The 19,326-nt window shown below is 36.1% G+C and carries 16 protein-coding genes; 11 read left to right on the top strand and 5 right to left on the bottom strand.

Annotated features, from left to right (window positions below; all coding sequences use genetic code 11):
• Positions 1-3: 3 nt before the first annotated feature.
• A complete protein-coding gene (locus H3T44_RS00080) occupies positions 4-2,685 on the top strand; it encodes a valine--tRNA ligase (protein WP_198195438.1) in 2,682 nt (893 codons plus the stop codon).
• Between the two features lie 126 nt (positions 2,686-2,811).
• Positions 2,812-3,369 carry a peptide-methionine (S)-S-oxide reductase MsrA gene (gene msrA, locus H3T44_RS00075; protein WP_198195437.1) on the top strand — a complete coding sequence of 186 codons (558 nt, stop codon included), beginning with the start codon at positions 2,812-2,814 and terminating at the stop codon, positions 3,367-3,369.
• A gap of 2 nt (positions 3,370-3,371) precedes the next feature.
• Here msrA and H3T44_RS00070 read toward each other — a convergent pair whose 3' ends face one another.
• The 5 genes from H3T44_RS00070 to H3T44_RS00050 all read right to left on the bottom strand — a co-directional run bounded on the left by H3T44_RS00070 (position 3,372) and on the right by H3T44_RS00050 (position 9,003).
• Positions 3,372-4,703, bottom strand: coding sequence for an AAA-associated domain-containing protein (locus tag H3T44_RS00070; RefSeq protein WP_122123563.1), 1,332 nt, complete (start codon positions 4,701-4,703; stop codon positions 3,372-3,374).
• Positions 4,704-4,713: 10 nt separating this feature from the next.
• Positions 4,714-6,438 carry an ABC transporter permease subunit gene (locus tag H3T44_RS00065; protein WP_198195436.1) on the bottom strand — a complete coding sequence of 575 codons (1,725 nt, stop codon included), beginning with the start codon at positions 6,436-6,438 and terminating at the stop codon, positions 4,714-4,716.
• Between the two features lie 87 nt (positions 6,439-6,525).
• Entirely contained in the window at positions 6,526-6,984 is a 459-nt protein-coding gene (dut, locus tag H3T44_RS00060) for a dUTP diphosphatase (RefSeq protein ID WP_155568092.1), read from the bottom strand.
• Between the two features lie 5 nt (positions 6,985-6,989).
• Positions 6,990-8,207 carry a bifunctional phosphopantothenoylcysteine decarboxylase/phosphopantothenate--cysteine ligase CoaBC gene (gene coaBC / locus H3T44_RS00055; RefSeq protein WP_198195435.1) on the bottom strand — a complete coding sequence of 406 codons (1,218 nt, stop codon included), beginning with the start codon at positions 8,205-8,207 and terminating at the stop codon, positions 6,990-6,992.
• Between the two features lie 25 nt (positions 8,208-8,232).
• On the bottom strand, positions 8,233-9,003 hold the full coding sequence (locus tag H3T44_RS00050) for a class I SAM-dependent methyltransferase (protein WP_110437970.1): 771 nt from the start codon (positions 9,001-9,003) through the stop codon (positions 8,233-8,235).
• A gap of 23 nt (positions 9,004-9,026) precedes the next feature.
• Between H3T44_RS00050 and mutM the strand changes: the two genes are divergently transcribed.
• From mutM to thiL, 9 genes are all read left to right on the top strand, one after another.
• Entirely contained in the window at positions 9,027-9,890 is an 864-nt protein-coding gene (gene mutM, locus H3T44_RS00045) for a bifunctional DNA-formamidopyrimidine glycosylase/DNA-(apurinic or apyrimidinic site) lyase (RefSeq protein WP_198195433.1), read from the top strand.
• A gap of 107 nt (positions 9,891-9,997) precedes the next feature.
• Positions 9,998-10,267, top strand: a complete 270-nt coding sequence (gene rpsT / locus H3T44_RS00040; protein ID WP_110437968.1) for a 30S ribosomal protein S20 — start codon at positions 9,998-10,000, stop codon at positions 10,265-10,267.
• A 231-nt stretch (positions 10,268-10,498) separates the two neighbouring features.
• A complete protein-coding gene (gene dnaA / locus H3T44_RS00035; protein WP_198185352.1) occupies positions 10,499-12,040 on the top strand; it encodes a chromosomal replication initiator protein DnaA in 1,542 nt (513 codons plus the stop codon).
• 96 nt (positions 12,041-12,136) lie between these two features.
• Positions 12,137-13,261 (top strand): DNA polymerase III subunit beta, encoded by a 1,125-nt coding sequence (gene dnaN, locus H3T44_RS00030; protein ID WP_198195431.1) that lies wholly within the window; start codon positions 12,137-12,139, stop codon positions 13,259-13,261.
• A 24-nt stretch (positions 13,262-13,285) separates the two neighbouring features.
• Positions 13,286-14,401: a DNA replication/repair protein RecF gene (gene recF / locus H3T44_RS00025; protein ID WP_198195429.1), complete on the top strand. Its 1,116-nt coding sequence runs from the start codon at positions 13,286-13,288 to the stop codon at positions 14,399-14,401.
• A 108-nt stretch (positions 14,402-14,509) separates the two neighbouring features.
• Complete coding sequence (gene gyrB, locus H3T44_RS00020) at positions 14,510-16,969, top strand: DNA topoisomerase (ATP-hydrolyzing) subunit B (protein ID WP_198195427.1); 2,460 nt, start codon at positions 14,510-14,512, stop codon at positions 16,967-16,969.
• 123 nt (positions 16,970-17,092) lie between these two features.
• On the top strand, positions 17,093-17,551 hold the full coding sequence (gene nrdR / locus H3T44_RS00015) for a transcriptional regulator NrdR (protein WP_122123554.1): 459 nt from the start codon (positions 17,093-17,095) through the stop codon (positions 17,549-17,551).
• A 41-nt stretch (positions 17,552-17,592) separates the two neighbouring features.
• Positions 17,593-18,090 (top strand): transcription antitermination factor NusB, encoded by a 498-nt coding sequence (nusB, locus tag H3T44_RS00010; protein WP_198195425.1) that lies wholly within the window; start codon positions 17,593-17,595, stop codon positions 18,088-18,090.
• Between the two features lie 3 nt (positions 18,091-18,093).
• Positions 18,094-19,047 (top strand): thiamine-phosphate kinase, encoded by a 954-nt coding sequence (gene thiL / locus H3T44_RS00005; protein ID WP_198195423.1) that lies wholly within the window; start codon positions 18,094-18,096, stop codon positions 19,045-19,047.
• The last annotated feature ends 279 nt before the right edge of the window (positions 19,048-19,326 follow it).

The raw sequence follows: 19,326 nt of genomic DNA, 5'->3' as shown, positions 1-19,326 counted from the left end.
TAAATGTTAGATAAAAAATTTAATCCATCTGCTTGTGAAAACGATTTATACCATATATGGGAAAAAAATGGTTCTTTTTCAGCCAACCCGGAAATAAATGAAAGAAAACCTTTTGCCATAATGATCCCGCCACCAAATGTGACGGGTACCTTGCACATAGGACATGCCCTAACGATGACCTTACAGGATACCCTTGTAAGGTTTCGTCGTATGCAGGGATATGATGTATTGTGGCAACCAGGTACGGATCATGCCGGTATTTCGACTCAATTAGTTGTTGATCGTCAATTAACAGCTCAAGGCATTGATCGTAAAACCTTGGGCAGGGAAAAATTTATTGAACGTGTCTGGCAATGGAAAGAGGAATCTGGTGGTCAAATTACCCAACAATTGAGACGGGTTGGTGCATCTCTTGATTGGAGGAGAGAGCGTTTTACAATGGATGAAGGTTTGTCTGAAGCTGTCAAAAAAGTCTTCATCACGCTTTATCGAGAAGGATTGATTTATCAGGATAAACGTTTGGTGAACTGGGATCCTGTTTTCAGATCTGCCGTTTCCGATCTTGAAGTCGAGAATAGAGAAATACAGGGAAATCTCTGGTATATCAAATACCCGTTAGTGGAGGATAATACTCAATTTATCGTTATTGCAACAACTCGTCCAGAAACAATGTTGGGTGATACAGCAATCGCTGTTCATCCAGAAGATGACCGTTATAAAGATCTAATAGGCAAAAAAGTTGTTGTTCCATTAACTAATCGTGAAATTATAATTGTTGCCGATGAATATTCAGATCCTGAAAAAGGTACAGGAGCAGTGAAAATTACACCTGCTCATGATTTTAATGATTTTGAAGTAGGTCGTCGTCACAACCTGAAATTGATAACAATTTTGGATGAAAGTGCTGCAATTGATCTAAATGAGTTATCTGAAAATGAAAAATCAGATTTTATATGTTCTTTACAATCATTACCTCGTGATAAAGCACGTAAAATCATTGTCGAAGAATTAAAAAGGCTTGAATATATTGAAAAAATAGAATCGCATAAACATCAGGTTCCTCATGCTGAACGTGGAGGGGCAGTTATTGAACCTAGATTAACCACACAATGGTATTGTGACGCAAAAACGCTTTCTGAACCTGCTATCAGGGCGGTACAATCGGGAAGGATGAAATTCGTTCCCAAACAATGGGAAAACACTTTTTTTGCTTGGATGAGGGATCTGCAACCCTGGTGTATAAGTCGCCAATTATGGTGGGGGCATCAAATACCCGCGTGGTATGGTCCTGATAATACTGTTTTTGTAGCCTATGATGAAAACGAGGCTAAACAGCAAGCATTAAAATATTATGGATGTAAGCAGGAATTACGAAGAGATGAAGATGTTTTGGATACATGGTTTTCATCCGCATTGTGGCCATTTTCGACATTGGGGTGGCCAAATGAAACAATAGAACTAGACCGTTATTATCCCGGAAACGTGTTAATAACAGGTTTTGATATCATTTTCTTTTGGGTTGCGAGAATGATGATGATGGGAATGCATTTTATGAAAGATATTCCCTTTAAAACCATTTATTTACATGGACTTGTACGTGACGAAAAAGGTCAAAAAATGTCCAAAACCAAAGGGAATGGTATCGATCCTATTGAAATAATCGACGAGTTCGGTGCTGATGCAATGCGATTCACTATTTGCGCTTTGACAGGGCCGGGTCGAGATATCAAACTAGGTAAAAAACGTATTGAGGAATATCGTACATTCATCACCAAGTTATGGAATGCTGCGCGATTTTGCGAAATGAATCAAGTGACTGAAAATACCGAATTTTCACTATCCGATATTCAGTTATCCCTAAGTCAATGGATTTTAGCAGAATTATCAAAAACAATTAGACAGGCCACAGCTGCTCTGGATAATTTTCGTTATGATGAATATGCTTCTGTTTGTTATCATTTTACATGGGATAAATTTTGTGATTGGTTTTTAGAATTTGCAAAATCGTCGTTTCAAAAAAATAACCACGATACAGTAAAAGAAGTTAGAACAATCACTGCTTTTGTATTAAAGAATTTATTAAAAATTTTACATCCCGTTATTCCGTTTGTAACAGAAATTATTTGGGCTGAATTTGGATTTGGTAAAAAAGGAAGCCTGATCACGTCTTCATGGCCAAAAAGTTATGAATTGGAGACAGCTATTTCTCAAAAGGCAAAAGATGAAATAGATTTTATAATAAAATTAATAACTGAAATTCGTGTTTTAAAAGCTGAAATGAATATCCCGCCAGCAAAACTAATACCTGTTCTGGTTAAAGATATTGATCAAAAACATTTCCAAATTATTGAACAATGGTCAGATGCCATTGGCAGAATGGCCAGAGTGCAATCTATTGCCAAATTACAGAATGAAATACCATCTGGTTCGATTCAAACAATTATAGATGATACAATTTTGGTCTTACCCTTACAAGGCATTATTGATATAAAGAAAGAAAAAGAACGCTTAACAAAGGAAATCGAAAAAATCGCATTGGAAATTGAACAGCTGAATAAAAAATTATCCAACCAGAATTTTCTTAGTAAGGCAAGACCTGAAATTGTTGAAGAAAATCGTGAACGGTTAAAACAGTTGGTAAAATCTGAAAAGCGATTTAAAACCGCTTTATTGCATTTAAATTAAAAGTAAAATTTTCAACTATTAAGGATGTTGAAAAGGTAATTCAATATCCTTTTAATTGTACAAATATTTACAAATATTATAATTGATTATTCATCAAAAAAATTTATCTTGTATAAAGGAAAAAATATGCATGGAAATGAAAAAAATCAATTAACAAACAATATAGTTTTGGGTGGCGGATGTTTTTGGTGTATAGAAGCAATTTTAAAAAATGTTAAGGGTATCCATACTATTATACCTGGTTATTCAGGAGGATATACTGAAAACCCAACTTATAAGGAGGTATGCACCAATCAAACTGGGCATGCCGAAGTGGTAAAAATCATTTATGATCCTGATACTATTAGTCTTGATAACATATTAAAATTATTTTTTGTTATTCACGATCCCACGACGAAAGATCGACAAGGTGGAGATATCGGTTCGCAATATCGTTCAATAATTTTACCCGCATCTGTAGAGCAGGAAAAAATTGCCTATAAAGTTAAAAAAGAAATTCAAAATGAAAAAATATGGAAAAATCCAATTGTAACAGAAATTAAAATGCTGGATAAATTCTATCCAGCTGAAAAAGAACATCAAAATTATTTTGAATTACATCCTGAAGTGGCTTATTGTCAGGCTGTAATTGAACCAAAAGTCCGAAAATTCCGACAGAAATTTATCGACTACCTAAAAAAATAATATTATGATTTATCAATATTCTTGTCATCTTCATCAAGGAAAAACTGGTCAGTTTCCTCATCAAAATCAAAAATTTCTGCATATCTGACCCAACCAATAATGGTTAACAAAGTCTGACGTGCTGAATTTGGTGACATGGTATCAGTCAATTCATCGCGGAACCTTTCGGCACTTGCTCTATGGTTGGGTCGTTCATCCAGAATGGAACGTATCGAACGAATCAATGAAACATTCTTTATCAAACTCTTACGGAAAATATCCTTACGTTCTTCTAGTTCAGAATTAACAAGTTTTTTTCCCAGTTCAGTTAGGCGGATATCACCTTCGGCCATATCAGCGAATTCAAGCATTTGCAAGGTTTCACCAATAGGCAGTAAATCATCCAGCTCCATTTGCAGACTCTTGGCCAATTGAGGCAAATCTGCCTTTCCACAATAGGGTTCTGTATATAATGTTTCCATCATACCGATCATAAGATTCATTGACATACGTGGAAGCGCTGCATAACGATTATTTACCGCTTGTTTCATATCGATATTGTTTGGATCGACATTGATTGGATCACGATGAGTCATGAGAATATAAATCCGGTCAACAAATTGTCGAAAAGCCGGATCTTCCCGATTACGGGGATGAGGAAACGTAACTTCCAACTCGTGGGCAATTGTACCCGGATTTGAAGAAAATATAAGTAAACGGTCACACATCAATACAGCTTCCTCGATACTATGTGTAACAATCAAAATGGATTTTACTGGTAATTTTTTTTCTACCCACAGTTCAATAAGATCAGTTCTTAAATTTTCAGCTGTAAGAACATCAAGGGCAGAAAAAGGTTCATCCATCAATAAAAGATCTGGATGCACTACCAACGCTCTTGCCAATCCAACACGTTGACGCATTCCACCCGAAAGCTCTTTTGGATAAGCCTTTTCATAACCCCCTAAACCAATAAGATCTATTGCCTCTTCACTTAACTGTTCCATATTTTTTTGTGGGGTGTTTTTTGCTTCAAGTCCCAACTGAACATTATCTTGTACAGTCAACCATGGAAAAAGAGCGAAAGATTGAAAAACCATTGCTACATCCTTTGCCGGACCTGACAATAATTGGTTTTTCCATTTTACCTCTCCTTTGCTTGGTGGAGTTAAACCAGCAATAATTCTCAATAAAGTGGATTTTCCAGAGCCAGAGCGTCCCAATAATCCGACAATCTCCCCTTGTTTCAAGGTTAAATTGACGTTATCTAAAACCACCAATTCAGAATTATTATCTTTTTTATATGATTTTTGACAATTCTTGATTTGAAGTAAAATATCCTGTTTTTGATTCATGGTTTTTTCCTTAGATAAAGGACAAGCGTCGTTGCGCAAAACTATATAAAGGGTGCCAGACAATCCGATTGAAAAGAATGACAAAGGCCGACATTACAACCATGCCAAGTCCGACCTTAAATGTATTGCCCATTTCTGTTGCAAGTGCGATATATGATCCCAAACCTTCAGCAATCAAGGTTGTATTGCCCCAACTTGCTAATTCTGCAGCGATGGAAGCATTCCAAGCTCCTCCACATGCAGTGAGTGCTCCTGTAACATAATAGGGAAAAATGGCAGGCAACATAACCTTAAACCACCATAGTTTTCCATGGATTTGTAAATTGTTTACCACCTCTCTCAAATCACCGGGAAAATTTGAGGCACCACCAACAACATTAAATAAAATGTACCATTGTGTTCCCAATATCATCAATGGCGTCAACCAAATATTACTACTTAAGTGAAAATGAACAATTCCAACAACAAAAAACGGAAAAAACAGATTGGCTGGAAAGGCAGCCATGAATTGCGCGATAACCTGTGTTCTTTTTGCCCATTTGGGACGTAATCCCAACCATATTCCTGCAGGTACCCAAATGATACTTGCCAGAATTATCATGCTTATAACTCTTAAAAGTGTTAAAAATCCCAGCCAGATAACATATAAAATTTCATGAATGGTCAATTGGTTATGGACAGTGTGATAAATGTAAAAACCAGCGATTATGCCCAGAAAACATAATACAGAAATATAAATGACATCTGATGTTTTTGTTACAATGAATTTTTCATTGAAGAAATTATTTTTCCTGCCAAGAGGCAGGTTGGCAATCTTATGCATTAATTTACCAATAAAGGTCATTACCCACCGAATAAAATAGGTTTTATGTATAAGACGTAAAAACCAAGGAGCAGTGTCTGTTTCGCTTTGTGTAGTTTCAAATCTAAATTTTGATGACCATGCAACCAAGGGACGGAATAGTAATTGGTCATATGCCAAAATAACAAACAACATTGCTCCAATTGCATAAAAAATTGCGGCCAGATTTCTTTGTTCAATTGCCATTCCAACATACGATCCTATTCCAGGCAAAACAATGTTTGTATTTCCAACAGTGATTGTTTCTGAATAGACAATCATGAACCAGCCACCGGACATGGACATCATCATATTCCAGATCAATCCTGGAATAGCGAATGGAACTTCCAGTTTCCAAAAACGTTGCCATCCAGTTAAACCAAAACAACGTGCGGCTTCTTCCATATCAGGAGGTATCGTTTTGAGGGATTGATACAAACTAAATGCCATATTCCATGCCTGACTGGTAAAAATCGTAAAAATTGCAGCCAGTTCGGCACCAAGAATTTTGCCGGGAAATAATCCCATAAAAAAGACAACTGTAAAGGTTAAAAATCCTAAAATGGGCACAGATTGCAATATATCGAGAACAGGAATTAGCAGCATTTCCGCCTTACGACTTTTGGCTGCCAAGACTGCATATCCAAAGGTAAAAAGTAAAGAAGCGAAAAGAGCGGCAAACATGCGTAAAGTTGTACGCATGGCATATCCTGGCAAATAGATGGGATCCAGGTGTATAATTTGCGCATTTGGCATATTCAAGGGTTGTATAACGTGCCGTGTAGCTGTTGCAATCGATACCCCTAGTGCAATCACACATATAATGGTGATTGCATCAAAAATATTTGGTTTTGATTGAACAGTTACGCTGGCGGGAATATTCTGTTTTTTCATTTGCCCGCCTAGTCCTCTTAATTGTATTTTATTGTTAGATTGAACGATAATTATTAACTAAACTCGATCATATTATATAAAAAATGATCAGACACCCGTACTTCCAAAACCTCCACACGATCGTTCCGTTTCTTCGAGAATATCTGTTTCTTCCCAAACTGCCCGAATAACTGGGGCTATAATAGCTTGCGCAATGCGCATACCACGTTCGACCACAAAGGATTCTTTCCCTGTATTCAATAAAATTACTTTAACTTCACCACGATAATCTTCATCAATCGTACCGGGAGAATTGGGAAGTAATATTCCATGTTTCAGGGCCAATCCTGATCTGGGACGGATTTGCAACTCATAATTATGGGGTAAAGCTATCTGTAACCCTGTAGGAATAAGCGCTATTTCTTGCGATAAGATTGTAATCGGTTCATTAATGGCAGCCAGTAAGTCCATTCCTGCCGCACCAATGGTTGCATAGGAAGGGAGTGGCAGTTCTATGGAATGTGCCAGCCTTTTTACTCGAATTCTAGGAAAGGGTGCCAAGGACATGTTAATTACCCCCTATTTTCTGATTTGAAAAATGTAATGATTTCCTGCGTCAAAAGATATCCAATCTTTTCTTTACTGGCTCTCTCAAAATGCTGCTTACCAGAGGATGACAGAATTGTCACCTCATTTTCTGAGCCCCCCATGATATTTGTTGAAGATCGGACATCGTTAACAACTATCCAATCGCAACCTTTACGTATTCTTTTATCAACTGCATTTTTTAAATGGTTTTCAGTCTCCGCTGCGAATCCGATAACAAGTTTTGGACGATTATTTTTTAGTTGAGAAATTTTTGCAAGAATATCAGGATTGATTTCCATTTCCAGAATTGGTGGGAGAATATCCGCTGTCTTTTTGATTTTATGTTTGGCAACATTCCTGACTCGCCAATCAGAAACTGCAGCAGTCATAACAGCCATATCTACAGGTAAATGTGCAAGACATACATCTAGCATTTCATTAGCTGTCTTAATTTTTACGGTGTTTATATTGTCAGGTGGTGATAGTGATACGGGTCCTGAAATCAGGGTAACCTCTGCACCAGCATCCCGTAAGCTTTCTGCAATGGCATAACCTTGTCTGCCTGATGAATAATTACCTATAAAACGGATAGGGTCAATCGGTTCGAAAGTTGGACCAGCTGTGACAAGTGCTTTCTTGCCTTCCAAGGGGCGATCAGGCGCCAAGATATTACGAATATGATCTGTAAATTTATCTGGAGAGATAAGGCGTCCATAACCATACTCTCCACAGGCCATCTTTCCTTTTGCGGGTCCTGCAATGACCATATTTCTTTCTTTAAGTGTTTGTATATGATTTTGTGTAATAGGATTTTCCCACATATGAACATTCATTGCCGGAGCAATAAGAACAGGCATAGTTGGTGGAGCAGCTAAAATAATAGTGCTGGCAAGATTATCGGCAATACCCAAGGCAATTTTTGCAATCAAATTGGCAGAGGCGGGATAGATAATTATAAGATCCGCTTCTCTGGTTAATGAAATATGTTCAATATTATGATTTTGGGTCAATGAAAATAAATCTTGATAAACTTCATTGCCACTTAAGGTTTGCAAAGAAAGGGGAGTAATGAATTCAGCCCCTGATTGCGTCAAAACACATTTTACATTATGATGATTTTTGCGAAATAGACTTATGAGTTCTAAAGCTTTATAGGCTGCTATTCCGCCAGAAATGATTAGTAAAATGTTTTTGGGTACCATGGAATTTTTTTCAAATTGTAACTAATTATATGCGCCAACCTGAATGGATTGCTGCTATTCCACCGGAAAGGTTTTGATAAGTAACACGTTCCAATCCAGCCTGTTCCATCAGAGATTTAAGTGTTTCCTGATCTGGAAAAGTACGAATGCTTTCTGCCAGATATTGATAGCTATCACGATCCTTGGCAATAATTTGACCTATACGTGGCAATGCCTGAAAAGACCATGCATCATATAGAGGGCGTAAAAAGGGAATAATCAATTTAGAAAATTCAAGACATAAAAATCTCCCCCCCGGTTTTAATACCCGTCTTGCCTCTTCTAGAACTTGATTCTTGTGTGTACAATTTCTCAAGCCAAATGAAATAGTTACACGATCAACAGATCGATCAGGCAAACAAATTTTCTCCCCATCAACACAAAAAAGATGGATATTGTCCACATATCCACGGTCAAGTGCACGTTCCTGACCTACATGAAGCATACTGTAATTAACATCTGTTAAAAAAACCGTGCCACCTCCACGATTTAACCAACCAAAACTTATGTCTCCTGTACCTCCAGCCAAATCAAGTAATGTTAAATTGGGAGTGGGATGTAGCTCTTGAATAAATATCTGTTTCCAAACCCGATGAATGCCCAATGACATTAAATCATTCATTATGTCATATTTTTGTGCGACACTATCAAAAACAGCCTTTACCATTGAAGGTTTTTCTTTATCATTAACTTGTCGAAATCCAAAATCGGTAATATGTTCGTTGGATTGAAAAGCGGTATCATTATTATTTTTCATACGATTAATTTTCAGAAAAACTTATGCCAGAATTGCCCGAAGTAGAAATAATTAGACGTGGATTGGAAAAAAAATTGACTAATCATACAATCCAAAGCGTTCAACGCCATCGAATTAACCTACGTCAATCTATACCTATAACATTAGAAACATGCTTGGCAAATACCAGAATTGTAAAATTTAATAGACGTGGCAAATATATTTTAATGGAATTAAACAACGGATTGACCGTTTTATTTCACTTGGGAATGTCTGGAAAAATTATCGTGCAACCTTCTGGATCAGGTTATGAAAAACAAAAACATGAACATCTAACGATATTAACCCATGAAGGTGAATGTCTTCAGTTTATAGATCCAAGGCGTTTTGGAATAATAGATTTGTTTCCAACAAATACGATACATAATCTTTTAAAAATGATGGGACCCGAACCTTTGCCCGATACAGGGATTAACGTTTCCTCTCACCAGGCGATATTATGTGATTATCTTCATGAAAAATTTAAACTTAAAAAACAATGTATTAAAAATACAATGCTTGATCAACGTGTTGTTGCTGGGTTAGGTAATATCTATGTTTGTGAATCTTTATTTCTTGCTGGAATTTCACCTTTTCAAAGTGCGTGTGAATTAAAAAGACAAGAAATTCTATTATTGATTCAATCCATTCAATCCATTTTGCTTAGAGCGATCGAGGCGGGAGGATCTAGTATGCGTGATTATGTTCATTCAAATGGTGAAAAAGGTTATTTCCAAATGCAATGGAATGTTTATGGTAAAAAAGGCGAATTGTGTAATTACTGTTTACAAAAGGGAAGAAAAACAGTTATAAAAAGAACGGTTCAGGCAGGGCGTTCAAGTTTTTATTGCGAAATTTGCCAAAAATGAAAAAATCATTGAATAATTCGCTTGACGTATGAACAGTAAGCTATTAATAACATGCATTAATGTGTAGTATTAATCCATTTAAACGAAAATAGACAAACAGGAAATCCATGGCGAATATCGCATCTGCGCGTAAGCGTATACGTCAAACTTTAAAACGCACTGAACGTAATAAGGCTCGCAAGTCGCGGGTTCGTACTTTTGTAAAAAAAGTTGAAGAAGCTCTTTTGGCAGGAAACAAAGAAGGCGCTGTTGAAGCACTTCGTCATGCACAGCCAGAATTGCAAAGAGCATGCACAAAAGGTATTATGCACAAAAATACTGTTGCTCGTAAAATTTCTCGCTTGGCAGGAAAGATCAAGAATTTAAAAACAGCTTAGTTATTGGCTTAAATATATACAGCAAATTACACATTTTGCTGTAACTCGCTTTATAAAAGAAAACCGACGAATGAATATCATTCATCGGGTTTTTTTTACTTTAAATGTTGAAATAATAAATTATAATCAGGAAAATTTTGGTACTTTATAAAAGTATAAAAGAGGTGTATTTTAAAGAAACCGTTATAAAACATCTGCTTACTTTTCATATTCAATAAGTTTTCTTCACGTATGTCCGAACCCACAAACGAATCTCAAGAATTTAAATTATCGCTTCAGGATGCAGACCCCAATACGCTTAAATCAATATTGGAAATACATTGGGGGCGTATTTGTAGCCGCCTGCAGGTTGAAGTTGGTGAGGTGGAATATCGTACATGGTTGAAGCAAATAACGCTTGGCGCAATTGATGAAGATGAACTGACCTTATATCTACCCACCCGTTTTCTAAGAGATTGGGTTAGAGCTCAATACAACAACAAGTTAAGTCAGTTATGGCATGCTGAACTGCCTCAAATTCGTCGAGTAGAGTTAAAACTGGCTTCAAAAATTGAAAATGATCAAATTTTATCTCATAAAAACAGTTCCGATGCGGAAAAATATTCTGGCATAGATAATATTAAAACAGAATTCTCAAACCAACAAAAATCAGATACTAAACTCAATCATGTTAAGGAAGCCCATTCTATAAATGTTATTAATAATGATACCAGTTTGGGAGATAAGGCAAAAGAAGAAGATAAGCTTCCTTTACATTTACAGTTAGATCCACGATTTACCTTCGAAAATTTTATAGTCGGTAAACCAAATGAATTTGCCTATGCGTGTTCAAGAAGAGTGGCTGAATGCCCTTCAAGCACAGGGTTTAATCCATTATTTCTATATGGTGGGGTAGGATTGGGTAAGACCCATTTAATGCATGCAATCGGATTTGAATTGGCAAAGGCAGGAAATATTTCAATTTCCTATATGTCAGCTGAAAAATTTATGTACCGTTTTATTGCCTCTATTCGTTCTCAATCTACAATAGAATTTAAGGAAGAATTGCGATCGGTTGATGTTTTGATGATTGATGATTTACAGTTTTTAATTGGCAAAGACAATACACAAGAGGAATTTTTCCATACATTCAATGCCTTGATTGATGCGGGTCGCCAAATCATCGTATCTGCCGATAAATCACCTTCTGATTTATCGGGGCTTGAAGATCGTTTGCGTACACGATTAGGGTGCGGAATGGTTGCTGATATTCATGCTACAACTTATGAATTAAGAATTTCCATTCTAGAAGCTAAGGCGGCATCCGCCAAGGTAGTTATCTCACCAAAAGTAATGGAATTTCTGGCTCATAAAATTACTACAAATGTAAGAGAGCTTGAAGGGGCTCTAAACCGTTTAATCGCACATGCAAATCTTTTCGGACGTCCCATAACACTGGAAGCAACCCAAGAAGTTCTTCATGATATCTTAAAATCCCATGAACGACGTGTTACAATTGAGGAAATTCAAAGAAAGGTTGCTGAACACTGCAATATTCGTCAAACGGACATGACATCTGCCCGACGAGCCCGTGCAGTTGCACGACCAAGACAGATCGCAATGTATTTGGCGAAACAATTAACAAGCAGGTCATTACCTGAAATTGGCAGAAAATTCGGGAACAGGGATCATACTACCGTGATGCATGCCATTAGTAGAGTGGCTGAATTGATGGAAAAAGATTCTTCATTTGCTGAAGATGTGGAGTTACTTCGCAGAATGTTGGAAACTTAAGACATTTTCCTGTGGTATTTGTTTTAGAATACTGCTAAACATTATAATTTATAGCATTTTATATTGTTTATATATATCTTGAATAGGTTTTAGTTAATGAAACTAAAGGTTGATCGTACAATATTACTTAAGGCCCTGGCGCATATTCAAAGTGTGGCTGAAAAACGTAATACTATTCCCATTCTTGCCAATGTTTTAATTGAGGTTCAGGATGGACAAATGACATTAACTGCGACAGATATGGAAATCGCAATTGTTGAAACCATTCAAGCAGAATCATTGGAAAATGGCGCTGTTACGGCACCGGCTTCGGTTTTATATGAAATTGTACGCAAGCTGCCTGACAGTGCTATAATCGAACTGACCCATACAAGTATTGATATGCCATTATCGCTAAGGGCGGGTAAGTATGTAACGAGCCTGAATGTATTGGATGTAGAAGAATTTCCTTCCATGACGTCTGGTGATTTTCCCCATAATTTTCAGATTTCAACTGAGGTGCTCAGAAAACTTATTGAACAGACAAGATTTGCTATTTCAACTGAAGAAACGCGCTACTATTTAAACGGCATATATTTTCATATTACAAACAGTGAAAACGAAAATAAATTATGCGCTGTCGCAACTGATGGTCATCGTCTAGCCAAGGTCGAATGTACAATGCCTGAAGGTGCAAAAAACATACCTGGTATAATAATACCCCGCAAGACTATATATGAAATATATAAATTGCTGGAAGAAGCGGAAGAAAATATCCAGATCATGTTATCCGATACCCGTATTCAGTTAAATTTTGGAAGTGTCACATTAACGTCCAAGTTAATTGATGGTACATTTCCGGAATATGAAAGGGTCATTCCCAAAAACAATACAAAGGTTTTACGGGTTGGAAAACAAGATTTTGCTACAGCTGTGGCAAGAGTGGCTGCAATTAGTATGGAAAGATCCCGTCCAGTCAAATTGTCTTTGGATAACAATTCCCTTGTTTTATCTGCGAGCAGCGTTGACCAAGGCAATGCAAAGGAAGAACTTGACGGTTCACAAGTTCAATATGAATCCACGCCGTTGGAAATTGGATTTCAAGCACGATATTTAAATGACATAACCGACCAGATTGACAATCAGGTAGAATTTATTCTTGCTGACAATTCAGCCCCGACAATTGTTCGTGATGTTGATGATCCTTCTGCATTATATGTATTAATGCCAATGCGGGTTTAATATTCTTATTTAGATGCTTATATAATGAGTATGACGAAGCTAGAACGTCTTACTTTAACAAATTTCCGTAATTTTGAACGACTTGTTTGGACTGTTCCAAGCCAAAAAATCGTGGCTTACGGTCCAAATGCAAGTGGTAAAACAAATTTATTAGAATCGTTGTCCTTGTTGGTTCCTGGTAGAGGATTACGTAAAGCAAGAATTGAAGATTTGGCCAATAATAATAATCAAACTCAGGGATGGGGGATAGTAGGTGAATTTTCAAATCAGCAATATGATAGCAATTTTACACTTTCTACGGGCTGTTTTCCTTTTTCATCAAAACGACAATACAGGATTAACGGCAATATAATTCAAAATCAGAATGAAATTACCCACTATCTTGCGGCTGTTTGGTTAACACCTCAAATGGATCGACTATTTTTAGAAGGTCCATCTGGTCGAAGACGGTTTCTTGATCAACTTATAATTAGTCTGGAGGGATATTATGCCAAAGAATTGGCAGCTTATGAAAAATCACTTTTTCAAAGAAATAAATTACTTTCAGCAAATGTGTTGGATCATAATTGGCTGAAAGCAGTTGAAGAATCAATGGCAAGACATGCCGTGGCTATAACTGCAGCGAGAATTAATTTTATCCAGCAATTAAATCAAATAAATATTATACAAAAAGCTTTTCCTGAAACCCTGTTAAAATTAAATTGTTCCATTGCAGATTATCTTATGAAACATCCTGCCTTGGTAACGGAAGACTATCTGAAACAGAAATGGAAAATCAATCGAGATCAAGATGCGGAGAATAGATCAACTGCTTTAGGTTGCCATCGGATGGATGTTGTCTTTTTTGAAAATAAAAGTAATATTTCTGCGCAGATGGCGAGTACAGGTCAGCAAAAAGCGATTTTAATTAGTGTTATATTAAAACTGCTTGAATTAATTAAAATAAATAAGAAAATTCAACCTTTGTTACTTTTGGACGAACCACTCACGCATCTTGATTCCTATCATAGGAAAATTCTACTTTCCAGTCTTCTTGATATTGATAGTTTTGTTATTATCACAGGGAACGAGATATCTGATTTTTATGATTTTGAGAAAAACTACGATTTTTTAAACTTGAATCATGGAAAAATAGTATGATTATTTATTCTTTCTGGTAAAATAAATGTTCTTTTATGCGCATTATTACCCATCTGTTGTTTAATAAAAATAAATATAAATTTAATTATTTCTGGAGCCCCATTGAACATGGTTAATACTAACGATAATTCAATTCATTCATCTCATTTAAATAATGATAGTGATAATGAATATGATGCCTCTTCAATTTCTGTATTAAAAGGGTTGGAGGCAGTTAGGAAAAGACCCGGCATGTATATTGGAGATACAGATGATGGATCCGGATTGCATCATATGGTATTTGAAATCGTTGACAATGCCGTTGATGAAGCCCAAGCCGGATTTGCCGATCAGTGTATATTAACGTTATGTAAAGATGGCAGCATAAGAGTCAGGGATAACGGTCGTGGCATACCCATTGATATTCATCCTGAAGAGGGAATAAGTGCTGCTGAGGTAGTGTTGACAAAATTGCATGCAGGGGGAAAATTCAATCAGAATTCCTATAAGGTTTCAGGTGGGCTCCATGGGGTGGGTGCAGCAGTTGTCAATGCGTTGTCTGAATGGATGGAAGTACGTATCTGGCGAAATGGTAAGGAATATTTTATTCGTTTCGAAAATGGTGAAACAGTTCAATCTTTAACGGAAAAAGGATCAAGTGAAGAACCGACTGGTACTGAAGTCACCTTTAAACCAAGTAAAGAAATTTTTACGCATATTGTATTTGAATTTGGAATATTAACTCGCCGCCTACGTGAACTGGCCTTTTTGAATTCAGGTATGGAAATAATCGTTACAGATGAACGTGAAGATGAAGTTGTAAAGGAAGAATTCCATTACGAGGGTGGTCTAAGTGAATTTGTCAAATGGTTAACTAAATCGAAAAATAACCTTATTGATCCCATTACCGGTAGTTTCTATAACGAAAAAACCAACATTAAAGTGGAATGTTCCTTGGTATGGAATGATACCTATAATGAACATGTATTATGTTTCACAAACAATATTCCCCAAAAGGATGGTGGAACTCATCTCGCAGGTTTTCGTCAATCCCTAACACGTATAGTGGGAAAATATGCGGATGAAGTTTTAAATAATAATAAAAAAGGATCCCTTGGATTAATAGGAGATGATATGCGTGAGGGATTGACCGCCATATTATCTGTAAAAGTTCCTGATCCTAAATTTTCATCTCAAACAAAAGATAAACTTGTATCCTCGGAAGTTCAACCCGCTGTTCAGAATTCAATATCCGATATGCTTGGCCATTGGTTTGAAACCCATCCAAAAGAAGCAAAACTAATCATTTCCAAAGCGTTTGATGCTGCTTCAGCTCGTGAAGCAGCACGTAAAGCCAGAGAGCTTACCCGAAGAAAAGGCGTTTTGGACGTTTCTTCCTTACCCGGTAAATTAGCTGACTGTCAGGAAAAAGATCCTGCACAATCGGAAATCTTTATTGTTGAGGGTGATTCAGCTGGTGGTACTGCAAAACAGGGAAGGGATCGCCGTTTTCAAGCAATTTTGCCACTAAAAGGCAAAATCTTGAATGTTGAACGTGCACGATTTGACAGAATGTTAAATTCTGCTGAAATTGGTACGCTTATAACAGCCCTTGGAACAGGTATTGGTAGAGGAGACGTTGAACAAGGTGGCTTTTCTCTTGAAAAGTTAAGATACCACAAGATTGTTATTATGACAGATGCGGATGTGGATGGATCACATATACGTACATTATTATTAACTTTCTTTTTCCGTCAGATGCCTGAACTGATTGAAAAGGGATACGTTTATATTGCGCAACCCCCACTATACAGAGCAAAAAGAGGTAATGACGAACGATATTTAAAAAATGATGAAGCGCTTGAAGATTATCTATTGAAAAAAGCGATAAATAATACAGCTTTGTACTTGGCCGATGGAACAGAGCTTAGAGAAAACGAGCTTGAAAATCATGTAAAAGATTATTCATCTATACTTCATCGTTTGAGATTTTTTGAAAAATATGCACCTTTATGGATTCTCGAACAAGCGGTCATGTGCGGTGTTTTAAACGAAGATAATATGAATGATTCAAAATGTCGCCAGGAATTACAAGATCGACTTGACAGTTTATCCGCAAAATCAGAAAGAGGATGGCAAATCAGTGTTGAAGATGGAATGAAAATTCATCGTGTAGTGAGAGGTGTCAAGGAATCTTATTCTATACCTTTATCCATTATTAAAAGTAAAAATGCTGCTTGGATTAATCAGCACAGGCAAAAATTGATTACTGATTTTAATGAACCTGCAAACTTGTCCATTGATAAAAGAGATGAAAAAGTGAGCGGTCCATCTTCAGTATATGAATTGCTAATGAATAACGGAAAAAAAGGTTTGGCCATTAATCGCTTTAAAGGGCTTGGTGAAATGAATGATGATCAGCTTTGGAATACAACTCTTGATCCTGCTACACGGACTTTATTGCAGGTAAAAGTGGGGGACCTTGAAAATGCAGATGAAATTTTCACAACATTGATGGGTGATGTTGTGGAACCAAGAAGAGATTTTATTGTTGATAATGCGTTGACCGTTGCAAACCTTGATATTTGATTTCAATGTACTTTATTAAGTTAAAGCTAAATTGAATATCAATATCCGTATTTTAATCCGTTATTGTTATTATTAATAAAATATTATTACATTCATTATTTTATTAGGGATATAGGTTAAAAAATGTTCTGTCCATTTTGTGGAAATGAAGATACCCAGGTCAAGGATAGCCGCTCCACAGAGGACGGGACTGCCATCCGACGTAGACGCATTTGTATTAAATGCAATCAGCGTTTTACAACTATTGAACGAATTCAACCAAGAGACTTGATGGTTTTGAAACGAAATGGACAAAGAGTTCCGTTTGATAAAGAAAAGCTTGTGCGTTCAATCGAACTTGCAATGCGTAAACGTCCTTTTAGAGCTACAGATATTGATCAGATTGCCAATAAACTAGAAAAACAATTTGTTGATTTAGGTGACAATGTTATTTCATCTGAATCTATAGGTGCTGCAACCATGGAAATGCTGAAAAAAATTGACAAGGTTGCCTATATACGTTTTGCCAGTGTTTACTGTGATTTTCAGGTTATTGAAGATTTTGCCGAACTTCTTCCTACCCTTGAACATCATGAAAAATAGTAAATTATAATTAATATAAGTTTTTTAATTTTAGGATGATAATGAGCGACCAAAAAAATATAATGAAGAGGCCAAGAACGTTAACCCGAATTGCAGCTGTCCAGGCTATTTTTCAATGGGAACAGGGTATTGAAAAAGCTGCAAATTTATTGATAGAGCAATTTCTGATTTATCGTATTTCACCTGATTTTCATGATGAAACTTATATTGATGGTAAAACCCATATCCCTAACATTCCACTTTTTACTTCTGTTGTTCAGGGATTTGTACATCGATCTCCAGAAATTGATACAATAATTAAATCATCGTTACCAAATGAATGGCCTTTTCAACGGTTGGATCCTATTATTAGAGCCATATTAAGAGCTGCAGTTACAGAACTTTTACTTGATAATATTGAACCACCAAAAAAAGTTATTATCAATGAATATATCGATGTTTCACATGCGTTTAGTAATGGTGATGAATCTGTATTGATTAATGGAATTCTTAATAATCTTGCCAACCGTTTAAGGAAAGAAATGGAAAACAAGGCCTAATTTATGGAGTTGCCCCCCGAATTTCAGATCATTGATCAATATTTTAAAAAATTAAGTGGCCCTGAAGCTCTTGATCTCACAGATGATGCTGCAATAGTATCTTTGAATCAAAATGAAGAAATTGTTTTGACTATGGATGCTATGTCTGAAGGTGTCCATTTTTTCAAAAATGATCCAGCTGATCTTATTGCTCGCAAATTGTTGAGATGTAATATTTCTGATATAGCTGCAATGGGGGCAAAACCATATGGATATTTATTGGCATTATCACTTCCAGATCAATATTTTAATCACCAGTGGATGAATCTTTTCACAAAAGGATTGGCCCATGATCAAAAGAAATATGGTCTTTCTCTATTTGGAGGAGATACAACAAAAAATTTGAATAATATGACCTTATCAGTAACAATGTTAGGAAAAGTTAGAAAAGGTCAAGCAATACGTCGAAATACCGCTAAACCAACTGACGGGATTTGGGTAACAGGAACCATTGGTGATGCTGCCATGGGTTTATTAGCTTTGGATGGTAAAATATCTACCAATCAGTATTTTATTGATCGTTATCATATACCTCAACCCAGGATTGAATTATCATTAAATCAAATTGCATCAGCGGCCATGGATATTTCAGATGGTCTTGTACAGGATCTTAGTCACTTAACTCGAGAAAGTAGGGTTGACGCAGTTATATATACCAATTCAATACCATTATCAAATGAGGCTAAAAAATTTCAAAAGGATTATTTTCAAACGTATATTACAGGCGGTGATGATTATGAACTTATTTTTACAATACCTGTTAACAAAGAAAATAAAGCACTTGAAGAATCTAAACGTGTTGGTATCAAATTAACAAAAATTGGTTATTGCACAGAATATAACAATGGTCAAATACACATTTTGGATGAATATGATAATGAAATCAAATTAAGGAAATTAGGTTGGAGTCATATTTAAAATTTTAAAGAACTAATTGATAAAAATATATATTTTTTATAAAATGAGTTGGCATAATATATATTATACGTTTTGTATAATAACTTATTAACTTATTTCCATTAATTTTCATATCATTTTAATGACAAAACTATCTAATTTTTTATAAATATTCAATCGTTAAAAAACTATTAACATATTTTTCTATAATTTAATTTCATTATTGATGGTGACCGAGTTTGTTCCATTCACGACCGTGTCAATGGCCGTCCTGCCATAGGTCGTGGTTTTGCCCCAGCT

The organism is Commensalibacter sp. M0355, assembly GCF_016101365.1.
Taxonomy (GTDB): domain Bacteria; phylum Pseudomonadota; class Alphaproteobacteria; order Acetobacterales; family Acetobacteraceae; genus Commensalibacter; species Commensalibacter melissae.
This window is presented reverse-complemented; position numbering and strand designations above follow the sequence as displayed.